Origin of the sequence: Mesorhizobium sp. LCM 4577 (genome assembly GCF_001854795.2) — a bacterium.
Classification (GTDB): domain Bacteria; phylum Pseudomonadota; class Alphaproteobacteria; order Rhizobiales; family Rhizobiaceae; genus Mesorhizobium; species Mesorhizobium plurifarium.
Map to the genome: position 1 here is coordinate 406,319 of NZ_MDDU01000035.1, position 21,026 is coordinate 427,344.

At 60.9% G+C, this 21,026-nt stretch carries 20 protein-coding genes and 1 pseudogene; 5 read left to right on the plus strand and 16 right to left on the minus strand.

Features of this window, described 5'->3' with window-relative positions:
- Positions 1–905: 905 nt before the first annotated feature.
- The 13 genes from LCM4577_RS26815 to LCM4577_RS26875 all read right to left on the minus strand — a co-directional run bounded on the left by LCM4577_RS26815 (position 906) and on the right by LCM4577_RS26875 (position 14,631).
- Positions 906–1,178 carry a DUF2274 domain-containing protein gene (locus tag LCM4577_RS26815; protein ID WP_042643577.1) on the minus strand — a complete coding sequence of 91 codons (273 nt, stop codon included), beginning with the start codon at positions 1,176–1,178 and terminating at the stop codon, positions 906–908.
- Positions 1,179–1,190: 12 nt separating this feature from the next.
- Positions 1,191–2,405 (minus strand): TrbI/VirB10 family protein, encoded by a 1,215-nt coding sequence (locus LCM4577_RS26820; protein WP_042643579.1) that lies wholly within the window; start codon positions 2,403–2,405, stop codon positions 1,191–1,193.
- Positions 2,406–2,416: 11 nt separating this feature from the next.
- Positions 2,417–3,445 (minus strand): P-type conjugative transfer protein TrbG, encoded by a 1,029-nt coding sequence (gene trbG, locus LCM4577_RS26825; RefSeq protein WP_042643581.1) that lies wholly within the window; start codon positions 3,443–3,445, stop codon positions 2,417–2,419.
- A complete protein-coding gene (gene trbF, locus LCM4577_RS26830; RefSeq protein ID WP_042643583.1) occupies positions 3,435–4,166 on the minus strand; it encodes a conjugal transfer protein TrbF in 732 nt (243 codons plus the stop codon). The genes trbG and trbF overlap by 11 nt, the downstream gene beginning before the upstream one ends.
- On the minus strand, positions 4,167–5,489 hold the full coding sequence (gene trbL / locus LCM4577_RS26835) for a P-type conjugative transfer protein TrbL (RefSeq protein ID WP_042643585.1): 1,323 nt from the start codon (positions 5,487–5,489) through the stop codon (positions 4,167–4,169).
- A 32-nt stretch (positions 5,490–5,521) separates the two neighbouring features.
- A complete protein-coding gene (trbJ, locus tag LCM4577_RS26840; protein WP_042643587.1) occupies positions 5,522–6,247 on the minus strand; it encodes a P-type conjugative transfer protein TrbJ in 726 nt (241 codons plus the stop codon).
- A complete protein-coding gene (trbE, locus tag LCM4577_RS26845; RefSeq protein ID WP_071074154.1) occupies positions 6,244–8,694 on the minus strand; it encodes a conjugal transfer protein TrbE in 2,451 nt (816 codons plus the stop codon). The genes trbJ and trbE overlap by 4 nt, the downstream gene beginning before the upstream one ends.
- Positions 8,688–8,960, minus strand: coding sequence for a VirB3 family type IV secretion system protein (locus LCM4577_RS26850; RefSeq protein WP_042643591.1), 273 nt, complete (start codon positions 8,958–8,960; stop codon positions 8,688–8,690). The genes trbE and LCM4577_RS26850 overlap by 7 nt, the downstream gene beginning before the upstream one ends.
- Positions 8,960–9,268 (minus strand): TrbC/VirB2 family protein, encoded by a 309-nt coding sequence (locus LCM4577_RS26855; protein ID WP_040980072.1) that lies wholly within the window; start codon positions 9,266–9,268, stop codon positions 8,960–8,962. Before LCM4577_RS26855 ends, LCM4577_RS26850 begins: the two co-directional genes overlap by 1 nt.
- A gap of 10 nt (positions 9,269–9,278) precedes the next feature.
- Positions 9,279–10,247, minus strand: coding sequence for a P-type conjugative transfer ATPase TrbB (trbB, locus tag LCM4577_RS26860; protein ID WP_042643595.1), 969 nt, complete (start codon positions 10,245–10,247; stop codon positions 9,279–9,281).
- Complete coding sequence (locus LCM4577_RS26865) at positions 10,244–10,657, minus strand: CopG family transcriptional regulator (RefSeq protein WP_042643597.1); 414 nt, start codon at positions 10,655–10,657, stop codon at positions 10,244–10,246. Before LCM4577_RS26865 ends, trbB begins: the two co-directional genes overlap by 4 nt.
- Before the next feature lie 118 nt (positions 10,658–10,775).
- Positions 10,776–12,806, minus strand: coding sequence for a conjugal transfer protein TraG (locus tag LCM4577_RS26870; RefSeq protein WP_041005522.1), 2,031 nt, complete (start codon positions 12,804–12,806; stop codon positions 10,776–10,778).
- Between the two features lie 1,012 nt (positions 12,807–13,818).
- Positions 13,819–14,631 (minus strand): 3-methyl-2-oxobutanoate hydroxymethyltransferase, encoded by an 813-nt coding sequence (locus tag LCM4577_RS26875; RefSeq protein WP_041005525.1) that lies wholly within the window; start codon positions 14,629–14,631, stop codon positions 13,819–13,821.
- A 214-nt stretch (positions 14,632–14,845) separates the two neighbouring features.
- On the opposite strand from LCM4577_RS26875, the gene LCM4577_RS26880 reads away from it, so the two are divergent.
- The 4 genes from LCM4577_RS26880 to purU all read left to right on the plus strand — a co-directional run bounded on the left by LCM4577_RS26880 (position 14,846) and on the right by purU (position 19,178).
- Positions 14,846–15,859 (plus strand): LacI family DNA-binding transcriptional regulator, encoded by a 1,014-nt coding sequence (locus tag LCM4577_RS26880; RefSeq protein ID WP_042643600.1) that lies wholly within the window; start codon positions 14,846–14,848, stop codon positions 15,857–15,859.
- 270 nt (positions 15,860–16,129) lie between these two features.
- Positions 16,130–17,161, plus strand: a complete 1,032-nt coding sequence (locus LCM4577_RS26885) for a LacI family DNA-binding transcriptional regulator (protein WP_071074155.1) — start codon at positions 16,130–16,132, stop codon at positions 17,159–17,161.
- Between the two features lie 156 nt (positions 17,162–17,317).
- A complete protein-coding gene (locus LCM4577_RS26890; protein ID WP_041005532.1) occupies positions 17,318–18,151 on the plus strand; it encodes a TIM barrel protein in 834 nt (277 codons plus the stop codon).
- A gap of 142 nt (positions 18,152–18,293) precedes the next feature.
- Entirely contained in the window at positions 18,294–19,178 is an 885-nt protein-coding gene (gene purU / locus LCM4577_RS26895) for a formyltetrahydrofolate deformylase (RefSeq protein ID WP_071074156.1), read from the plus strand.
- A gap of 23 nt (positions 19,179–19,201) precedes the next feature.
- Here the strand turns inward: purU and LCM4577_RS26900 are convergent, their stop codons facing one another.
- The 3 genes and pseudogenes from LCM4577_RS26900 to LCM4577_RS26910 form a co-directional block, all read right to left on the minus strand.
- Entirely contained in the window at positions 19,202–19,576 is a 375-nt protein-coding gene (locus LCM4577_RS26900; protein ID WP_131614294.1) for a hypothetical protein, read from the minus strand.
- Positions 19,577–19,598: 22 nt separating this feature from the next.
- Positions 19,599–20,279 (minus strand): annotated as a pseudogene (locus tag LCM4577_RS26905) (transposase); the annotation flags it as partial.
- A gap of 151 nt (positions 20,280–20,430) precedes the next feature.
- Complete coding sequence (locus tag LCM4577_RS26910) at positions 20,431–20,616, minus strand: integrase core domain-containing protein (protein WP_371410081.1); 186 nt, start codon at positions 20,614–20,616, stop codon at positions 20,431–20,433.
- A gap of 4 nt (positions 20,617–20,620) precedes the next feature.
- On the opposite strand from LCM4577_RS26910, the gene LCM4577_RS26915 reads away from it, so the two are divergent.
- On the plus strand, positions 20,621–21,026 hold a 406-nt coding region (locus tag LCM4577_RS26915), incomplete at its 3' end, for an IS110 family transposase (protein ID WP_198541089.1).

The following is a 21,026-nucleotide window of genomic DNA, read 5'->3' on the forward strand; positions in this document are numbered from 1 at the left end:
TTTACACTGTTGAAAAGATTGCAACAATGTGGTGGCAGTCGCGGCATGCACGCTTTTAGGCACATCATTTACGAGCGGCCGCCTGGCGAATTCCAACGTGGAGCCCCCCGCGATCGCCAAGAGTGATCTCCGCTCTTGCTCGGAAACGAGGTAGAGCGGGCGAGAGGTCGCATCGGAAATGGGCAGACGGGAAGCTAGCAGCATGCGCAGCGCTCGGTTGATCGTCTCGATCACCAAAGCTCCGCATTGGCTCGTCGATGCTCTTGGCCGCTCTCTCTACTGGTCATGCGACGCGCTTTTCAATTCGTCCTCAACTCTTCACAACCACTCATTCCGAGTAACGGCGTCACGCAGGTCCGACGCTTATAACGCCACTTTGGGTCAGCGCGGCACGTACGCGCTGCGCGCGTTCGCGATCTCCGAGCCGCCGCCTCGTTTGCTCTATCTCGCTTTCAAGGCGCTTAGGCGGGCGCATAGGTGTCGCCATGCCGGATGACCAAATAGGCCGCCACGGCAAGATAATGTTCGAGCTCGGCTAATAACGAATTGGTTTCTGGGACGATTCCGGTCAACGTTCGACAATCTGCAGGCTACGTGTTTCCCTCTCCCTAGAGGCCTGGTTGCAAGCGGATCAACTGCACCTTTTCATTGATTTAACGAATCCGATCGCAATATGCCAATACATCTTGGCACAGAAGCGTGAGTGCTTCAAAGGACCGCATTCACCGCGCTTGAGGCTGGCGAGATCTTGTGCGACTGATTTCTTACGCTCGTGCAGTTGGAAGGTTTGGTACGCACGAATCGCTCGGCGCCGGCAGCCCACGTTCGAGCTACCGAGCGATGGATTGGGGGTGGCTGGAGAACTGGCAGATTGGGTGGCGCGCACTGGGTCCGGCTTGACCAAGCTACTCGGAACCTGACCCAGGCAGGCGTCGCGATCTCTCCGACATGCGCGCTACGGGAAGGCCATCCTTTCTGGCTTTGGCAAATGCTCGGTCACCTTCCAGAAACCCTGCCAACATGAACGGGATGAGCTCGGCCACCGTTTCAGACTCGCCGTAGGTTTGACGATATAGTGCGGCATAGTCGTTGAGAGCTTGGCTCAAAGCCGCACTGACAGTGATGGTGATCTTCGCAGGTGTCCGGTCGGGAAGCTTTCCTAGTTTTAGGCTGGCCATGATTATTCCTCTTCAACCCGTGTACGGCCGGAGCAAGACGTCTTTGTACAAAATCACCCGTAGCGGCCAACCCGGGCGGACGGTGATGGTGGGCTGAATATTCAGGTTCTTTTCGGTGATGCGTTGGCCGGCTTGGCTGACGTTCTGTTGAGTGGATTCTCGGATCGCCTTGACGAGGTCGCTTTCGTTTTCCCCGAAGCTCAACTCGGTGCCGACCCCTAGCAATGTGGCCATCGCAACGCCCTTGATCAACTGCCAAACATGGAAATCCACCTTGTCCTCGAGCCCCGCATARCCGGCAGTGTCCGTCGCCGGCAGATTGTCGATTTCGATCGAGGAACCATCGGGCAGGATTATTCGCTGCCAGACCAGCAGCGCGCGCTTCTGTCCAAAGGCGACGACGCTGTCATAGGTGCCGATCAGGCGCGATCCCTGCGGGATGAGCAAGGTGCTGCCGGTGACAGTGTCGTGCACATTCTCAGTGACCTGCGCAACGACCAGACCGGGCAAATCGGAGTTGATGCCGGTGATGAGACTTGCAGCGATCACGCTGCCGGCCATCAGTTGATAGGGTGATGCGGGCGTCTGCAGCGCATGCGGATTGTAGATCCCGCCCGTACTCCGTTGGCTGATGAAATCGAGCTTCCGCTGTTGGTTGTTCTGATCGCCTTCGGCTGGTGCAACGGAAGCTGACGTGGCGGCGGCACCGGCTTGAGGAAGCACCTCAAATGGCTGCTGGCGGGCTTGCCCGTTGTCCGGGCCATCGGTCTGCTTCGGTCGATTGTCGATCCGGAACATGACTTGCGACTCGCGCGCCGAAATTGCCTGCTGGGCGAGCCGTTGCTCCTCCGCGGAAACCTGCTGCCCCGGCGCGATGCCGAGCTGGCGTTGCCGCTCAAGAATGGGGCGGCCGAGGTCGCCCGGCAGCGGCGGTCCAAGCACGGGCGCCTTTGGCTTCATTGCGGAATAGTCCTTGGGCAGGCTATCGAGACCCTCGGCTGTCGGCTTGCGCTCGGTGTTATAGCGGTCTTCCGTCAAGTCCTGGATGCGCAGAGCTGGAGCCCTCAGCGCGACCATGGTGACGCCGAATATTGCTCCGGATCCGACTGCAGCGATCGCGATGATCACGCCGCGCCTGAACCGCACAGCACGGCGGGGCGAGGCTCGCAGCTGCAGCTGCTCGGGATCGAGCTTCGGCGGAGCGGTGGAATGCGACGTGTCAGTCATGGGCGTTCCCCTCATCTGCCGAGACTAGAAAACAGCGAGTTTCGCCGCGCCGGTTGCCGTCCGTCTGTCCGGGTGATGCGGACCACTTGCTGCTGCTTGGTGCCAAGCCGCAGTTCTGCCGCCGCAAAGAGGCGATCGACAACGTAGTAGTTGCCGCGCATGCGGTAGTTGACGAGCTGGTTGCTGCCGTCAGCACCGACGATGAAGAGCGGCGGCGCCTCGCCCTGGTCAATGCGGCGTGGGAATTCGATATAGACCTTGCTGCCGTCGTCGAAGGCACGCGTCGGTCTCCATGGCGGTGTGTCGCCTGAGATGGCATAGCGGAAGCGAATGTTCTCGAGCGCCACATTCGACGCGACCGGCATGACAGCCTCGGCTTGCGCGTTGCCCTGCCGGAGCGCAATGATCTGGTCCTCGCTATACGTCCATGAGATTGCCGCCATTGCGGTCTTGTCAGTGCTTTGGAGCTGCAGGTGATATGTCCGCCGTTCCGTGGTGATCACCAGGTTGGTGCTAAGCCCCGGCGCGAAAGGCTTTACCAGCACATGGGTGCGCTGATTGTCTCCGGTGCCGCTGACAGTATTGCCAATGACCCAACGCACTGTATCGCCGGCGGAAACTGACGTCAGCTTCTCGCCGGGTTGTAGGGCGATATCGGTCACACGCTCGGGTGCTGCGTAGAGCTGATAAAGCGCGCCATCGGCAAAGGGATAGACCTGGACCGCATTGACATAGCCGTATTTGGTGGGCTGCTGTGTCGCCGCCTTGTTGGCGTCCGCGACACGTTCTTGAGGGGTGCGCTTGTCCTCGACGACTTTGCCTGGGTCGGGCTGCAGCTGGCCCGGCAAAGGCAGCGGCTTTGGCACCTCGACGATCCTGACCGGCTTCTCCGGCGGCTTCTCGATTGCCGCTGCTTTGAAGTCGGCAGCATCATAGGAAATCTCAGGTGGCGTCACCGGCTTCGATGCGCAAGCCGAAAGGACGGCTGCCGACGCTGACAGGATCAGCGCGGCACGGAGCGATGGGGCTCTATTGGTCATTGTCGGGCTCCTTCGGGGAAATGGATGTTGGCGTGGCGCTGTCGAGTTCACGCGACCAGTCGATGGCGTTGATGAAGACGCCGAGCGGGTTGCTGCGCAGTTGCTCGGTATTGCTTGGCGGGCGGATCACGATGGTGAGGATCGCGGTCCAGCGCGTCGTGCCGGCCAGGCTGCCGCGCTCAAAAATCTGCTCGGTCCATTTGACCTGGAACGAGCTGTCGGAAGCCCTAACCACGCTGGTCACCTGCACCGACACGCTGCGCGTGCCGATCTGCCCGAATGGGTCGTTCGCCTTGGCGTACTCGTTGAGGAAGAGTGCTGCACGGTCGGTGGCAAAGTCGTAGGCTGCCAACCAATTCTGCCGTACCAGCACTGGGTCGGTTGAGATGGAACGGACATTTTGGATGAAGCGGCCGAGATGCCAGGCGATCTGGGCATCGGAAGGTTGGTAGTCTTGGATCGCCGGCGCGACAGCACGCGCCTCGCCGAAGCGGTCGACCTCGACGACGTAAGGCACGACACGGCTTTGCATCGACTGCCAAACGAGACCAACGGAGAGCCCGGTCGCCAAGGCGAGGCAGCCAAGCGCCATCAGCCGCCAATTGCGGGCCTGCACCCGCGACGAGCCGATGCGCTCATCCCAGAGTTGGCCGGCCTTCTGATACGGCGTGACGGGCTGGGGTGTCTTGCTGTATCGTTGAACGGGTCGCTTGAAGAACATCTAGTCGTCCTTGTCGTTGAGAGAGGGATTGGCGCTGCCGCCTGGCCTGTCACCCTCGCGGACAGCCTGAATGGCGGCGTGGCGATGAGCACGAGCAGTCTGTTCGGAACGCAAGCGCCTTGCCCATGTCGGCGCTGAATCCGCGGTCGTGCCGGCGGAACTTGCAGTCATGGATGGGGTCGGCGAGCCGCCGGTGGCGGTCCATGCGGCTTCGCGCCCGGCATTGACGCTGGGCCCGAAGCTTCCCGCGGCAGATCCTGCTGCTCGCATCACGGCGCCGCCGGCGGCCGCGGCCACGCCCTGCATTCCAGCAGCCACACCGGACAGGCCGGTGTCAGTCGAGGTAGCACGTCCCAACTGCCAAGCCGAGGAAGTTGCCGAGCCCATGGTCGTGCCAGCTCGGATTGCAGCGAGACCGCCGCCCGTTCCCATGCGTGCACCGGCGAACGCCGTTCCCCCGGCAACGAGCGCCGATCCGGCAGCGGCCGCCGTGGTCCCGAGCGCAGCACCGGCGCCAAGCTGCGGTGCACCGGAGACCAGCCCTGAAGCGATCCCCGGCCCGAAGATGCCCAACCCAAGCAGCGCCAGCGCGCCCAGCACCTGTGACATGGCCGCCGCCAGATCAGGCTCCTTGCCCTGGAGCGCTGAAGCGAATTCGCCGAAGAGCGTGGAGCCGATACCGACAATGACGGCGAGCACCATCACCTTGATGCCCGATGAGATGACATTGCCGAGCACGCGCTCGGCCAGAAACGCCGACCGGTTCCACAGCGCGAAGGGCACCAGAACAAATCCGGCCAGCGTGGTGAGCTTGAATTCCAGGATGGTGATGAAGAGCTGGATCGAGAGAATGAAGAAGGCGATGATGACCAGGAACCAGGCTACGAGCAGCACGAAGATAGTCAGCGCGTTACCGAAGATTTCCGGAAAACCCAAAAGCTGACTAGCCTGATCAAGCAGAGGCCAGGCGCCCTCGAAACCGGTGGCGGCGATGCGGCCCGGATGCAGGAGATTGTCGGCGGAGAGATTGCCGGAGGACGCGTTGATGCCGAGCCCCGCGAACGACCGATAGATGATGTCGGCGAGGTTCTTGAAATTGTTCAGGATGAAGGCGAAGACGCCGACATAGAGCACCTTGCGGATGAGGCGGGCAAGAACATTGGGCTCGCCGCCGAAAGCCCAGGCGAGGCCTGCCAGCGTGATGTCGATGCCAATCAGGGTGGTGGTGAGGAAGGCGACGTCGCCCGAAAGCAGACCGAACCCGCTATCGATATAGCGGATAAAAGTCTCCATGAAGCGATCGATGACACCCAGATCGTTCATGCCGCCGCCTTCCTCGTCTGATGAACTGTTGATCAGTTGCCGGGATAGGCTGTGCCGGTGCCCAGGAAGCGCTTCGTCGTTTCGCGAGCGGCTTCTTCGGACTGGGCCTTCCGGGCGGCATCCTCGGCCTCGGCGCGGAACTGCGTCGCGAGCAGCGTCTGGATCTGCATCTGCTGCTTGGTCGAAAGTGCGATCAGCTGATTGGTGGCCTGGGTCGCCTCAAGCGCGCCGGCCGCTCCCTGGCTGCGATTGACGAGATCGGCGAGCAGGTCGCCGTCGCCGCGGACATTTTCCACGATCTGCGACTGCACACCCATGGTCTGGCGGAACGCCTGCATGGCGCTCTGCCAACGCTCGCGTGCGGCACTCGCCACATCGCTGACCTTGATCGTGGCGTCGTAGCTTTCCGGATACTGCTGACGCCACTGGTCTTGAAGTTTGTCGAGATCGAAGCTCAGGCCGCTCGCCTGCTCCATCAGTCCATCGATTCGTTGGAGCGAACCGGTAAGCTGGCCGACCGAGGAAAAATCCAGACTCTGAAGATTGCGTGCCATGTTCTGCAGCATGGTCGCCTGGTTTTGCAGCGACTGGATCTGGTTGTTGATCTGCTCCAATGCGCGCGCCGCCGAGAGTACGTTCTGCGCATAGTTCGACGGATCGAACACGATCAGGGCGTAGGCTGGCTGCACATAGTCGGCCATCGGCTTGGCGACCAGGGAAAGCGTGATCAGGCTGGAGAGAAAACGGCGCCGCATCATGATGATTGCTCCTTGTCGGGTTGAGGGAATTGCCGGAGAAGCTCGGCGGCCCAATCGAGGCCGCGCGCACTGAGAAATCGGGAGGCAAAGCTCTCCTGACCGTCGTCGGACAGGACGCTGTCGATGAGCGTCTGCGTGGCTGGGTCGGAGGCGCCGCAGAGCGCGAGCGCGATCGGGCCGAGGCCGAGCTCGAAGAGCCGGTTGCCGCGGCGCGATTGCAGATAGTATTGCCGCTTTGGCGTAGCGCTGGCGACCAGCTCGATCTGGCGCTCGTTCAGACCGAAGCGCTCGTAGGCGGCTCGTCCCTGCGGTTCCACGGCGCGATCGTTGGGGAGAAAGATCCGTTGTGGGCAGCTCTCGATGATTGCCGGCGCGATCGCCGAGCTCGCGATGTCGGCCAGCGACTGCGTGGCGAAGATCACCGACACGTTCTTCTTGCGCAGCACCTTCAGCCATTCGCGGATGCGCGCTGCAAAGAGAGGGTTGTCGAGATAGACCCACGCCTCGTCGAGCATGAGCAGCGTCGGCCGCCCATCAAACCGCTCTTCGAGACGATGGAACAGATAAGTGAGCACCGGCAGCACAGCGCCTTGGCTGTGCATCAGCTCCTCGGTCTCAAAACACTGCACATTCGACAGAGCGAGCCGATCGTCATYAGCATCGAGCAACTGGCCGAAGGGGCCGTCGAGCGTGTAGGGCATCAAGGCGGACTTCAGCGCATTGGACTGAAGCAGGACCGACAGACCCGTGAGCGTGCGTTCCTGCGCCGGCGCGGTGGCAAGGCTGCCAAGCGCAGACCAGATTGCCTCCTTCACCTCCGGCGTGACGGTGACGTTCTCATGAGCAATAAGGCCGGCGATCCATTCGGCGGCCCAACTGCGCGTGGCCTGATCGTCGATTGTGCGCAGCGGCTGGAAGGCAAGGGAGCCGTCCGCCCCCAATGCGTGGTGTTCTCCACCTATGGCGAGCGTTGCGGCACGAGCGGAATTGCCTTTGTCAAAAACATAGATCTGCGCGCCGGCATAACGTCGGAACTGCAGCGCGATCAGCGCAAGCAGCACCGATTTGCCGGCGCCGGTCGGACCAACGATCAGCATGTGGCCGACATCGTCGACATGAGTGGATAATCGAAACGGTGTCGATCCGCTGGTTTCCGCGAAGAGAAGCGGGGGCGCTTCGATCTGGGTGACTTTCGCGAGATGCTCGTTCGCCGATGGGCCGGCCCACGCCGACGATAGCGGCATGAGGTGGGCAAGGTTCAGCGTGTGAACGAGCGGCTGGCGAACATTGGCGTAGACATGACCGGGCAACGAGCCGAGCCACGCCTCGACCGCATTGACGCTTTCACGGATCGAGGTGAAGCCGAGCCCGTTGACGATGCGCTCGACGGCGCGAAGTTTTTCGGCGGCGGCTTGGCGGTCCTCGTCCCACACCGTCACCGTTGTGGTGAGATAGCCGAAGCCGACATGATCAGCGCCCAATGCCTGAAGTGCCTCGTCGGCATCGAGCGCCTTGTTGTCGGCATCGCTATCGACCAGCGGCACCGGCTCGTTGGTGACAACCTCGCGCAGGATCGCGACGATCGACTTGCGCTTTGCAAACCACTGCCGGCGCAACCGCATCAGCGTCTTTGTGGCTTCCGTCTTGTCGAGCGGGATGAAGCGCGTCATCCAGCGATAAGCGAAATCCTGATGGTTGAGCGCGTCGAGGATCCCGGGCCGAGTGAGGTTGGGAAAACCGAGGATGGTGAGGGTTCGCAGATGCTGATCGCCCAGCATCGGCTCCAACCCGCCGGTGAGCGGCGCATCGACCAGAATGCCGTCGAGATAGATCGGTGTTTCCGGCACGGCGACCGGATGCCGGCGAGCCGAGATCGTGCCGTGCAGATAAGTCAGCGTCTCGGCATCGTCGAGCGCGCGTACTTCGGGCATGAAGCCCGACAGGAGATCCAACACGCGGTCGGTCTCGTCACGGAACCGCGCCAGCTCCTGGCGCCAATCTCTTTCGGCTTCTGGATGATAAGAGTCGACGAGCGCGCTTTCCGCCCTCGCCTGGCTGTCCGGCGGCGGCATGAAGAGCAAGGTCAGGTGATAGCAGCTCTCGAAATGTGCGACTTTGCCCTCGAAGGCTGCGCGACGTTCTTCGTCGACCAGCCATGAGGCCGCGTCGGGAAAGCGCGAGGCGGGATAGCCCAAGGCTTCGATGCGTTCGGCCTCGAAGAACAATGCCCAGCCGGAGCCTGGACGTCTGAGCGCATTGTTGGCTCGCGCACAGATGCCGATGAGTTCGGCTTCCGTCGCGCTTTCGAGATCGGGGCCACGGAACCGCAGCGTCCGCTGAAAACTGCCGTCCTTGTTGAGCACGATACCCGGGCCGACGAGTGCGGCCCAGGGCAGATGGTCGGCAAGCCGGTCGGCCCTGCTACGATATTCTGAAACATTCAGCATGCCAGCCACCCCCTCAGCCGAAGGTGGCGAACAACGACGCTGGCGAAGTCCGGATCGCGGCGGGCAGCGAAGACTGCAAGCGTGTGACCAGCAAGCCAGAGGACCAGCCCGGCAATCCACTGCTGTAAGCCAAGGCCTATCGCGGCGGCCACCGTACCATTCAGGATCGCCACCGCTCGCGATGCTCCGCCGAGCAGGATCGGCTCGGTCAATGCCCGGTGAACCGGCACCTCGAAGCCTTCGATATGCTGTTCTGCGGTGGCCATTAGACGAGCGCCCCGCCACCGAAGGAGAAGAAGGAGAGGAAGAAGCTCGATGCAGCGAAGGCGATCGACAGCCCGAAGACGATCTGGATCAACCTGCGAAAACCGCCCGCCGTGTCGCCAAAGGCAAGGGTTAGGCCTGTGGTGATGATGATGATCACCGCAACGATCTTGGCGACCGGTCCCTGCACAGACTCCAGGATCTGCTGCAGTGGCTGTTCCCAGGGCATACCGGAGCCCGCTGCGTAAGCCGGGGCCGTGAAACAAAACGCGAGCGCGGTGGACGAAAGAAAGCGAAGCTTCTTGCGCATAGGTGACCTTTCAAAATTGCTGGAGTTGCGGAAGCGTGAGCTGGGTGACGGCGTAGTCGCCACTGCCGTCGATGCCGGTGACCTCGGCGATCGCGTCGATGCGGCGCGAGGATCCGCGCCCGGCGATGAAAACGATCAGATCGATGGCTTCGGCGATGAGGCGGCGCGGAACAGTGACGACGGCTTCCTGGGCGAGCTGTTCAACACGGTAGAGTGCGGAGCGTGCAGAGTTAGCGTGGACGGTGGCGATGCCGCCGGGATGCCCGGTGTTCCATGCCTTCAGCATGTCGAGCGCTTCCGAGCCCCTCACCTCGCCGACGATGATGCGGTCTGGTCTGAGCCGCAGCGTCGAGCGCACGAGATCGGCAAGCGACACCGAACCCCGCCTCGTCCTCAAGGCAACGCAGTCCTTCGCCGCGCATTGCAGTTCGCGCGTGTCCTCAATCAGGATCACCCGCTCGTCGCATTCGGCCACTTCGGCCAAGAGCGCATTGGCAAGGGTTGTCTTGCCCGATGACGTCCCGCCTGCGACCAGAATGTTGCGCCGCTCGCGCACCGCCTTCTTAAGTGCATCAGCCTGCAGCGGCTGCATGATCCGATCGGTGACATAGTTGGCCAGCGTGTAGAGCTTTGCCGCTGGCTTACGGATGGCAAAGCAGGGCGCCAGCACGACAGGCGGCAGCAGTCCCTCGAAGCGCTCGCCTGAGGGCAGTTCAGCACTGACAATCGGATTGTCCGCATGCGCCTCGGCGCGCACGTGGGAGGCAACCAGGCGGATGATGCGTTCGGCCTCGGAGGGGTGCATATGCACGTCGGTTTCGACGCGACCGTCTCCCAGTCGGTCGAGCCGGAGCGCGCCGTCGGGATTGACCATCACCTCGATGACCAGCGGATCGGTCAGCGCCTCGGTGACCGCCGGACCTAGGGCGGTGCGGAGCATGGCGCGGCGGCGATGGTCGGTTTCCGGATGAGAGCTCATCCTTCCCCTCCCCCGCCATTCTCGTTGCCGAGAGAGCTTTTCCCGGACGCGATCTGCCGGCCGACCTGTTCGACGAATTTGTCGAAACGGTCTTGGGCGATGGCTTGCGTTGCCCGATCGGGGACCGGCGTGTGGGCATGAAGCGTGATCAAAAAGCGGATGAAGAGCGCCAGGCTCTCAAGGATCATCTCGGTATCGTGCCTGACGTGAGCGAGGTCGCGGGAAAGACGGTCGAGCCTCACGCCGTAGCGTCGGTCGAGCTCATTCTCGCCACGCCGCTCGATGAAGGCCTCGACCGCCTTCGCCACAACGGCTGATTTGGTGGTCGATGGATCGCGGCTGAGATTGTCCAGCTTCTCGCTGAGCTCGGGCTCGAGCAGGAACTGATGACGAATGCGGTGGGACTTCATGCGGCTTGTTCTCGACAGGCCGGCGTTGCGCCGGCGACGGGAACAAGCATCGGCCAAGCGCTCGAAATCGCTTATGGCCGTTATCTACGCTGAGATACGCTTTGGCTTTTAGCAGCGCTCAGAAGCCGGGCACGATGTCCTTGTCGTCGCCCCTGCCCTCATTGATGCCGTAAGCACGCGCAGCGGTGGAAACCCGATCCATGACGCGTTTGTCAGCAACCGCCTGGCTATCGTCGTCAGCGGGATCGAAAAGATCGCTCTGATCAGACCGGTTGGCGGCGACGGGTTGTTCTTCAGGCAAACCGGGATGGCGCTGCTGCTGGACGCCTCCCTCGTCTTCAATTGTCGGGCCGGCGCTTTCGTCGTCGGCGGCAAGACGGCGATCGACGCTCCGCACCTGTCCAGTCCAGTCGTCCGGACGTGATGCAGGACCGTCAGCGTAGGGCCCCTCGCGCAATACCGGTGCAGGCAGCACCCGCTCGGTGAAATTCTGGTCTTCATAGTAGCGCAGCTTCTTCGCACGAATTGGCGGCAACCCTGAAACCAGGACCAGTTCGTCAGATGGCGGCAGCTGCATGACTTCGCCGGGCGTCAACAGCGGACGTGCGGTCTCCTGTCGGCTGACCATGACGTGCGAAAGCCAGGGCGCCAGCCGATGCCCGGCATAGTTGCGCATGGATCTGAGTTCCGTCGCCGTGCCGAGTGCGTCCGAAATCCGTTTGGCCGTGCGGTCATCATTTGAGGAAAAGGCAATTCGCACATGGCAATTATCGAGAATGGCGTTGTTCTCGCCATACGCCTTGGAGATCTGGTTCAAGGATTGCGCGATCAGATAGGCCCGAATGCCGTATCCCGCCATGAAGGCAAGCGCGGTCTCGAAGAAGTCGAGGCGACCGAGTGCAGGGAATTCGTCCAGCATCATGAGCAGTTGGTGCTTTCTGCTCTTCTTCGGATCTCCCTCCAGGCGCTCGGTCAGCCGGCGGCCGATCTGATTGAGCACCAGTCGGACCAGTGGCTTGGTGCGGGAGATGTCAGATGGCGGCACCACTAGGTAGAGCGACATTGGGCGCTCGGCATCCATGAGATCGGCTATGCGCCAGTCGCAGCCCGATGTTGCCGCGGCTACGGTCGGATCGCGATAGAGACCGAGAAACGACATCGCAGTTGAGAGAACGCCCGAACGTTCGTTCTCTGACTTGTTAAGCACCTCGCGTGCCGCCGAAGCCACTACGGGATGCACCTGAGGCCTGTCCGCCGCGCCAAGGTGGTTGGTCGTCATCATTCGCTGCAGTGTCGCGGTAAACGAGCGTTGCGGGTCGGACAGGAAGGTGGCGACGCGGGCGAGTGTCTTTTCCTCTTCGGCGTAGAGCACGTGCAGGATGGCGCCGACCAATAGCGAGTGACCGGTCTTCTCCCAATGATTGCGCCGCTCGAGCGCACCTTCCGGATCGACCAAGACGTCGGCAATGTTCTGAACGTCGCGGACCTCGTTTGGACCTTTGCGCACTTCCAGCAGCGGATTATAGCGCGCCGATCGAGGATCGGTCGGATTGAACAAAAGGCAGTATGAGAACTTCGACCGCCAGCCTGAGGTCAGCTGCCAGTTCTCGCCCTTTATGTCGTGAATGACGGCCGAGCCAGTCCAGGAAAGGAGCGTCGGAACGACCAATCCGACTCCCTTGCCTGAACGTGTCGGAGCAAAGGCCATCACATGCTCCGGCCCATCATGGCGAAGATACCGATCCTTCAATTTGCCCAGGAAAACGCCGGCCGGCAGAAACAGGCTTGCCTTCTCGATCTCTAGCGTCGTGGCCCATCGCGAGGAGCCGTAGGTGGAAACCAGACCTCTTTGCCGCGCGCGCCAGAGTGAACCAGCGATCGCGGCTGCGCAGCCCAAGAACCCGCTGGCGCCGGCAAGCACGCCGGCCTGATCAAATATTTCGGGCGCGTAGGCGTCGAAATGGAACCACCATTCAAACAATTTCCACGGCTTGTAGATCGGCCAGCCGGCTACGACGAGCCATGGGACGCCAAGCGGCGACTGATAGCCGAGCATGTGAGCGCACCATTGCGTCGACGTCCACACCCCAAGAATGACGATCGCGAACACGACGGCGATCTGCCCGACTAACAGCTTCGTGGGCGTCATTGGCTAGGCTCGTTGGTATCGCACGTAGCATCGCGCGGCCAGGCACAATTACGAATGCGCCTTATGTACGATTGGATGCGATGACCCGCTATGTATTGCCGTCAACCGTTTCGGTCGGTCGTTCCATTGTGTAGTCACGAATGGACCTCGCAACGTGATTTCGGTCATGAACGAACTGAATGTCCGGCGACTTATCCAGGTTTCGACCGCGAGCCACCGCGATCCAGAAGATGGCTTCGGCTTGAAATCGAAGGCTTTGGTGGCCCTGTTCAAGGTGATCGCACGGAGTTCCTACGACGAAATCAAGGCGACCGGCCGAATTGGTCGCAGACTCCGACCTCGACTGGAGTGCGAAGTGCATTCCTCAAGGACGGTCCCGCCGCGGGTTAGCGGTTGGTTCCCACGGGAAGGACGAAGCTCGGCATGAAACTGTCCAGAGGACATCTGGCAACGTTTATGTTCGATCAAGTCTCGAGCAGAGAGTTTGTGCTGGCCGCTCCTAGCGTTGCCGACCATTTGTAACCCGACATGGAAGCTCACAGGCGTGCGCATGAACATCGATATTCATCTCGCTACTCACGGTCGCTCGCGAGGAGCCAGTAATCAGGTCAGAGTCCGCCATGGAGTCTGAAATCGTCGCAACCTGCCGAAGGCGGAGCGTGGCAGTGCTTCGGCGAGGAACGTTCTCGACTTCTTCGACAACCGCATAGATCCGACGCTGACCGTCAACCGTGCTTGTCTGTGAGGCGCGCCGTTAGGGCGGCGCTATGTTGGCCTGGCGAAGCATTTGCATCCAAGTGGAACGCTCGGCTTCTGGGCTTCCACAAGTGCGGCTAAAACGAAGAGCGGGGTGCCAAATTCACCCGAATGCATCCTGCTCCAGGACTTCCGTGAAAGAGCGGGCATCTCGAAGTCCAGTCCCAGGCCTCCGCCGCATGTTTCCGATGCAGAGAGCGGAACCGCCGCCGCGAGGTTGCGTGGCGGTCCTTTTCTCCTCGCCGATCGGGGTGTGTCAGGACCGTATGCCGGCCAGGAACCGCTCGTACTCGGCGTCATCCATCGGCACGACATGCTGGGGCGCCGGGTAGACGCCGGTGGCGACGTCCGAAAAAAATTCGCGGAAGGCGGCGATGCGCTCGTGCTGCAGGCGATCGAACTCGGCCGCGAAGTTGCGGTAGGTCTTGGCATGGCGTGGCTTGTGGCCGGCCGTATGCCCCAGCACATCCTCTGCGAAGAGGTACTGCGCATCCGCGCCCGGCCCGGCTCCCATGCCCAGCATGATCAGCGGCGTGCTCCTGGAGATCGCCTCGGCCACCCGGTCAGGCACAACTTCCAACTCTGCACCGAAGCAGCCTATGGCTTCCAGTCGCTTCACGTGGTCCCACACGGCCCTGGCGCTCTCTGCTGTTTTACCAACCGCCTTGAAGCCGCCGGTCCAGGTACATTGCGAAGGAATGAGCCCGACATGGGCTACAACCGGAACGGCGTTGTCGCAAAGTGTCTTCTGGATATCGAGCGAGGCCGCGCAGTAGAAACAGTCGCCGCCCATGCCCGTGCAGCGGAACGCCTCGCGCAGATAGTCCTCGGCCGTCACGAGATTGCCCGCCGCGCCATAGGGAAGGCCGACCTGCACAAAGCAGTTGCCGGCGGCCTGGCGCATTTCAGGGCTGAAGAAGCGACCCTCGATAGAGAGAATGTCTATACCGGCAGCCGCTGCGGCCGCCGCTTCATCCAGCGTCGTCACGTACAGCATTGATATTTTCTGGCCCCGCGCTTTCATCGCGCGGATGTCGCCGACCGTCGGGCGGCTGTTCTTGCTGACCATTGCTGACTTTCTCCTGATGGTGGGAATCTTTTGCTATTCAGCCTATTTCGGCCAGTACTTGTCGAGGTTGCGCTGCATCTCCTTCCGCGTGAAGCGGGAAGACTGCTCCCCTCGCTCCACCCACGGCGCCGCGTTGGTGTCGTTGGGGAAAATAGCTTGACAGCGGACGGGCCTGACAGTTGGATTTTGAAGGGAACCCATCAAAAAAGCAGCCATGGCCAAGACAACCACCCTTGAACAGATTGCTCGGGAGGCGGGCGTCAGCCTGTCGACCGTGGACCGGGTCATCAACAATCGTGGCGGTGTATCACCAAAGCGGGAGCAGAGGGTGCTGGCCGCGGCCCACGGGCTGCGGTTGGATCGCCTGAGCTTCCGCACGCCGTTGCGCACCGTCCGCATCGCCTTTGCAATGGCCTCGCCGGAAAACCCCTTCTATGTCGGGCTGCAAAACGCGGTGGTGCAGGAAACCGGCGCGCTGACGCACCTCAATATGCGCAGTTTCATCCTCCATTTCGAGCGCACGACCCCGGAGGGAATCGTGGCGCGGCTGCGCGGCCTGGAAAGGGAATATGATGCAGTTGTGGTGACCTGCTACGCCACTCCTCTCATCAAGGAGGCACTTCGCCAGATTTCCACCAGGGTGCCGTTGCTCGCCTTCATCAACGACTTGCCGGGAAGCGGCCGCCTTGCCTATTTCGGTCCTGACCACGAACGGTCCGGGCGCGTCGTCGGCGAACTGATGGGGCGTTTCCTCGGGTCGGAAGGAGGCGACATTCTGCTTATCCAGGGCTTCCGCGCGATGCTTAATCAGTCCATGCGCGAGCAAGGCTTCCGCGCGGTGATAGCCGAGCGCTTCCCGCGGTGCCGCGTCGTCGCCTCCCGGGAGAGCCAGGACATTCCGGAACGACCGGGGGAGATCCTGCTGGAGGAGATGAGGCGTTTCCCCTCGATCCGCGGCATCTACAACATGTCCTCCGGCTCACGGTCGGTGGCGTCGGTGCGCCGGCAATGCCGCGATGGGCACCGCATGGCCTACATCACCCACGAACTGACAGCCTCGCGCAAGGGGCTCCTCAAGGCCGGACTGATTGACGCGGTGATCGACCATAACAACACGGTCGCGGCGCGTTCGGTGCTCGCCTTCCTGGCTGCCCATTTCGGGCGGCTGCCGCAATTGCGGTCGGAACCGTTCACACCCTTCGAGATCTATCTCAGGGAGAACAGCTGATCCGCTGCCGAGCGCGTGCCACGACTCCAGGTGTTCGACAGTTGCGACATGAAAGCAATGTCAACCAAATAGCTTGCAAGGTAATGAAACCAAGGATTCGGGGGATGTTTCGAGCCGCGGCGTTTCGCATGAACGGTCCTCGGCCGGCATTGGCAGTCTCCACCTAAAGCGCAACGGCGCCTCTTGCCTTGCTCTACCCCATGATGGTGTAATGTTTCAAAGCCTCTCATCGGCAGTTTATCTGCCTTTCATTCAGTCTCATCTCGGGCCATGGCCAGGCGACCAACAATCACGGATCTCGCTGAGCGTGCAGGGGTTTCGGTCTCGACCATCGATCGTGTGCTGAACGGCCGGCATCCGGTGCGCGAGGAGACCGCCCGCAGGGTCTACGAGGCCGCGCGAGAGATCGGCTATCACGCCGCGGGTCTCATCCGGCAGCGTATCGAGCGAGACCTTCGGCCTATCCGGTTCGGCTTCCTCCTTCTGAAGGAGGAACAGGCGTTCTATAGGGCGTTCGCTCTGCAACTGACCAGAGCGGTGGAAGAAACGCCGGGTGTTCGAGGCATCGTGCATATCGAATTCGTCCGGTCCCAGACCCCGTCCGACTTCGTCAAGGCGCTGGAGACGGTGGCGACGCGCGCGGACGTGATCGGGATGGCCAGCCTCGATCATCATCTGGTGACGCGCGCGGTGGAGACATTGAAGGCATCCGGAAAGGCCGTGTTTTCGCTCCTGTCTGATTTCGCCCAGGGCGTTCGCCACACCTATGTCGGCGTTAACAACATGAAGGCAGGCCGCACCGCGGCCTGGCTAATCTCGCGGACGGCGCCGCAGGTCGGCAAGGTGGCGGTCTTTGTGGGTAGCCACCGTTGGCATGGCCACGAACTGCGCGAAACGGGCTTTCGCAGCTACTTCCGCGAACATGCGCCGCAGTTCCATGTGCTGGACACGCTGGTGAACCTCGACACAAAGGAAGTCACCCACGAGGCGACGGTTACCCTGGTTGAACGGTATCCCGATCTCGCCGGCTTTTATGTCGCCGGCGGTGGATTCGAAGGTGYAATCGCGGCATTACGCGAACTGGATCTTGCGCGGCCGCCAAGCGTCGTTGTCAACGAACTCGTGCCCGAGACCACCGACGCCTTGCAAGAGCATCTGGTCGTCGGTGTCATCGCGACACCGCTCGAGCAGCTCTGTCGGGCGCTGATCGACCTGATGGTGAGGACCCTCCAGGCAGGACCGCTAGAGACGAGTGGACAATTATTCCTCCCATTCACACTACACGTCCCAGAAAGCGTGTAATCCAGCGCCTTTATGATAGAATGAGAGAATAGTGGCATGGATTTGCCGCAATCCCTCTTCGCTGATGGGATTTCGTTTTCGCCTGGTTGACCACAGGAATGAGCTTCGTCAGTGAAGGCCAAATCGGTCCAAACCGCGACCGCATGAGGAGTTTACATGACAGGTCACCCGAAGTTCGCCATGAACCATATGGCAGCGCCGGAACTCGATTGCCGCGCGTTCCTCGATCTTGCGGCGTCGCTCGGCTGCGTGGGGGTCGAACTGCGTAATGACTTGGCGGACAAGCAACTGACGGATGCGGCCTTCTTCGACGGCGAAGCCCCGTTGGCGATCGGCAACTATGCGCGCTCCAAAGGCCTGCGTCTTCTCGGGCTTTCGGAAGTTTATGGATTCAACGCCTGGTCGGACGATGTGCGCGCGAAGGTCCAGCTGCTCATCAACCAAGCCAAGGAGGCCGGTGCAGAGTCGATCAGCCTAATTCCGCGCAACGATGCACCGCAATACAGCGAGGGCGGCCGCAAGGAGGCGCTGCGTCGCTCGCTGGGCGAGATCCTGCCGATGCTGGACGCAGCCGACCTGGTGGCGCTTGTCGAGCCGTTGGGCTTCGTCACCTCGTCGCTGCGGTACAAGGCCGATGCCGTCGCGGCCATCGAGGCGGTCGGCGGCAGCGGGCGCTATAAGCTCGTGCACGACACCTTTCACCATTGCCTTGCAGGCGAGAGCGAGTTCTTTCCTGAGCATACGGGCATTGTCCACATCTCCGGTGTCGTCGTTCCGACCCTTAGCCCCGAGGAGATGCAAGATGGCCATCGAATCCTCGTCGACGAACGCGACCGGCTCGGCAATATCGATCAGATCCGTGCTTTGATTGACAAAGGTTATTCTGGCGCTTTCTCCTACGAGCCGTTCTCTCGCGAGATTCATCGGCTAAACAATGCTGAGAAGGCTTTCAATCTGAGCATGGATTTCATCCGCTCCAATCTCCATTGAGACCCGCGCGGTAACAATTGCTCACTCCCGGATCCCGAGCTCCGGGTCTTTTTGCAGCGTGGGCACCTGCCTGTTCACCAACGGGCTGTCAGTCGAAGTTTTGCCGCAACTTGCTGGCGTGAAACTATGAAGGAAGGAAACGATGTTCAGCTTCGCGCTTCGGGTGAAATGCCGCTCCACCAGGGGGATCGTAGCTGCGATCTCGGGATTTCTTGCCGATCAGGCCTGCAACATCACCGACAGCGCGCAGTTTGATGACGCTGATACCGGCAATTTCTTCATGAGGGTGAGCTTCCGTTCCGAGGGTGGGCTTGAACTCGAAGAGCTGCGCGCAGGTTTCACCCCGATCGCGTCGCGCTTTGGGATGGAAGCAGAATTCTTCGACGAGGCCACGAAGCGAAAAGTCATCATTATGGTCTCGCGATTCGGCCACTGCCTCAATGATCTCCTGTATCGTTGGCGCATCGGCGCTCTTCCGATCGAGATCGTGGCAGTGATCTCCAATCACATGGATTATCAAAAGCTCGCGGTGAATCACGACATTCCGTTTCACTGCATCAAGGTCACAAAAGACAACAAATCCGAAGCGGAAGCGCAGCAAATGCGGATCCTGGCCGGCACTGGGGCCGAGCTGATCGTGCTTGCCCGCTATATGCAGGTTCTCTCGGATGAAATGTGCCAGAAGATGTCCGGGCGCATCATAAACATCCATCACTCGTTTTTGCCTTCTTTTAAAGGCGCCAGTCCGTACAAGCAAGCTTACGAACGCGGGGTGAAATTGATCGGCGCCACATCGCATTACGTGACCGCAGATCTCGATGAAGGGCCGATCATCGAGCAGGACATCATCCGTGTGACACATGCCCAGTCGAATGATGACTACGTCAGCCTCGGCCGCGACGTTGAGGCACAAGCATTGGCGCGGGCGGTACACGCGCACATCCACGGACGAGTATTCCTCAACGGCAGCAAGACGGTCGTGTTTCCACCTTCGCCAGGTTCATATGCTTCAGAGCGAATGGGATGAACGCCCGCAGGATGATTGAAAGATCAGTTACGGATCACCGGTGGACAAACGGTCGCACGAAGAGGGCATCGGGCGAGGTTCGGGCGATCTGATATGGCCGACCACTGCGTGGTGTCACATTGTTGAGCCGAAGAGCCCGCATGTGCTCTGGCAGGCCCATCGAGACAGACTGACAATTCACCGAGCTTATCATTTTCACGGCGATCTCGAGACAGCGGCCAGGTAGCGGCATCATCGCGTCCGAGTTCTTCGAACTGCAGGCCGCTTTCGTGAACAAACAGATTGACGTTTTCATCGAGCAGGTGCCCTATCGCGATCACCATCGCGTGCTTCTTAGGTATCAAAGGTATCGAACGCAACAAGTGCTCCGCTATATCTCCCTGCTTGACGGTAGCCACTGAGACTCAACGCCCCGCCTCAGAACGTGTCGACGACCGTCAGCACACGGATCTTTCTTGTCCGTCGCGAGCTCATCGTGGACGAAGTCCATCACCCAGACGTCGTTCGGGCCGACGGCTTCCTCCCGGCCTTCCCGCAGCTTCGCCTTCACACGCCGCTTCGGCGTCTTGTTCCTGAGCTGCAGGCCCAAGTCCTGTAAATTCGATAGGATCGCTTCATGTTGATGTCCCAGCCCTCGCACGTGAGCATTACGTGCACGCGGCGGTATCCGTAGCGGACCCGCGTGGCGCAGATGTCCTTGATCCGAGCTTCGATGCCAGCCCTGATCGCGGCGGCGGGACTTGTAGTGAGAGGTGGCGAACTCCAGAACCCAGCATGCCCTTCGGATCGACACGTTCACACGTCTCCGCCACCAGCTCGCGTTTGCGACCAGGCCTCACAGTTTTCGGCGAATGACGTCCTGCAGCATCTCCTTGTCCAAGGACAGATCGGCCACCAGCTTCATGAGCTTGCCGTTCTCGTCCTCAAGCTGCTTCAGCCGCTTCATCGCGGTCGGCAGCAGTCCGCCGTATTTCTTTTTCCAGTTGAAATAGGTCGCTGGCGGATTCCCGCCCGTCGACAGATCTCGGCAACAGGAATCCCGTCCGCTCCCTGCTTCAGAATAAACGCCTTCTGCGCGTCGGAAAACTTCGGGGCCTTCATCATCTTCCGCTCCTCTCAGTCAAGGGATGTTACCGCGGAAAACTCAACTTTCGAACAGTCCAGTTTTCAGGGGTCATTTCTGGCCTCATGAGGCCTGTTTTTCCAGCGTGGATCTCATTGCGAACTCAGCCGGCGGCATGTTGCCGAGGGCCTAGTGTGGTCTGGGGTGGTTGTGATCCTCCTTCCATGAAGTGACGGCGTTGCGGCCCTCGGACAGCGTCGAGAACAGCGTGTTGTTGAGGCGCTCGTCCCTGAGGCTGAGGCGCCCGTTGATGGGGAAGACGGCCCCGCTTCTGAGAAGGGACCGTATACTGGTCCTACACTGCAAAAGGAGCATTCTGATGAACCCAGCCACCGTAGGCCTCGACCTAGCCAAGAATGTTTTTCACGTCCATGTCGCCGATGCATCTGGCAAGACGATTGACAGCAAAAGGCTCACTCGTCGTGATCTCCTGCCCTATTTCAAAGCGTTGCCGCTTTGCCTGATCGGYATTGAGGCCTGYGCAACTGCCCATAACTGGGCCCGTCAGTTGCAAGGGCTCGGGCATGACGTGCGCCTGATTCCTCCAAGCTACGTCAAACCTTTCGTGCGTCGCGGCGCGAAGAATGACGCCACTGACGCGGCGGCAATTTGTGAAGCAGTGACCCGACCCAACATGCGCTTTGTTCCGATCAAATCGCGTGAAGATCAGGCGTTCCTGATGCTGCACAGGGCCCGAGGCCTTTTGGTTAGGCAGCGAACCATGG

Coding starts and splice junctions, on each gene's coding strand:
- LCM4577_RS26815 (WP_042643577.1), bottom strand. CDS start 1,178: ATGGCCAGCCTAAAACTAGGAAAGCTTCCCGACCGGACACCTGCGAAG.
- trbG (WP_042643581.1), bottom strand. CDS start 3,445: ATGACCAATAGAGCCCCATCGCTCCGTGCCGCGCTGATCCTGTCAGCG.
- trbF (WP_042643583.1), bottom strand. CDS start 4,166: ATGTTCTTCAAGCGACCCGTTCAACGATACAGCAAGACACCCCAGCCC.
- trbL (WP_042643585.1), bottom strand. CDS start 5,489: ATGAACGATCTGGGTGTCATCGATCGCTTCATGGAGACTTTTATCCGC.
- trbJ (WP_042643587.1), bottom strand. CDS start 6,247: ATGATGCGGCGCCGTTTTCTCTCCAGCCTGATCACGCTTTCCCTGGTC.
- LCM4577_RS26850 (WP_042643591.1), bottom strand. CDS start 8,960: ATGGCCACCGCAGAACAGCATATCGAAGGCTTCGAGGTGCCGGTTCAC.
- LCM4577_RS26855 (WP_040980072.1), bottom strand. CDS start 9,268: ATGCGCAAGAAGCTTCGCTTTCTTTCGTCCACCGCGCTCGCGTTTTGT.
- trbB (WP_042643595.1), bottom strand. CDS start 10,247: ATGAGCTCTCATCCGGAAACCGACCATCGCCGCCGCGCCATGCTCCGC.
- LCM4577_RS26865 (WP_042643597.1), bottom strand. CDS start 10,657: ATGAAGTCCCACCGCATTCGTCATCAGTTCCTGCTCGAGCCCGAGCTC.
- LCM4577_RS26870 (WP_041005522.1), bottom strand. CDS start 12,806: ATGACGCCCACGAAGCTGTTAGTCGGGCAGATCGCCGTCGTGTTCGCG.
- LCM4577_RS26875 (WP_041005525.1), bottom strand. CDS start 14,631: ATGGTCAGCAAGAACAGCCGCCCGACGGTCGGCGACATCCGCGCGATG.
- LCM4577_RS26880 (WP_042643600.1), top strand. CDS start 14,846: ATGGCCAAGACAACCACCCTTGAACAGATTGCTCGGGAGGCGGGCGTC.
- LCM4577_RS26890 (WP_041005532.1), top strand. CDS start 17,318: ATGACAGGTCACCCGAAGTTCGCCATGAACCATATGGCAGCGCCGGAA.
- purU (WP_071074156.1), top strand. CDS start 18,294: ATGTTCAGCTTCGCGCTTCGGGTGAAATGCCGCTCCACCAGGGGGATC.
- LCM4577_RS26910 (WP_371410081.1), bottom strand. CDS start 20,616: ATGCTCCTTTTGCAGTGTAGGACCAGTATACGGTCCCTTCTCAGAAGC.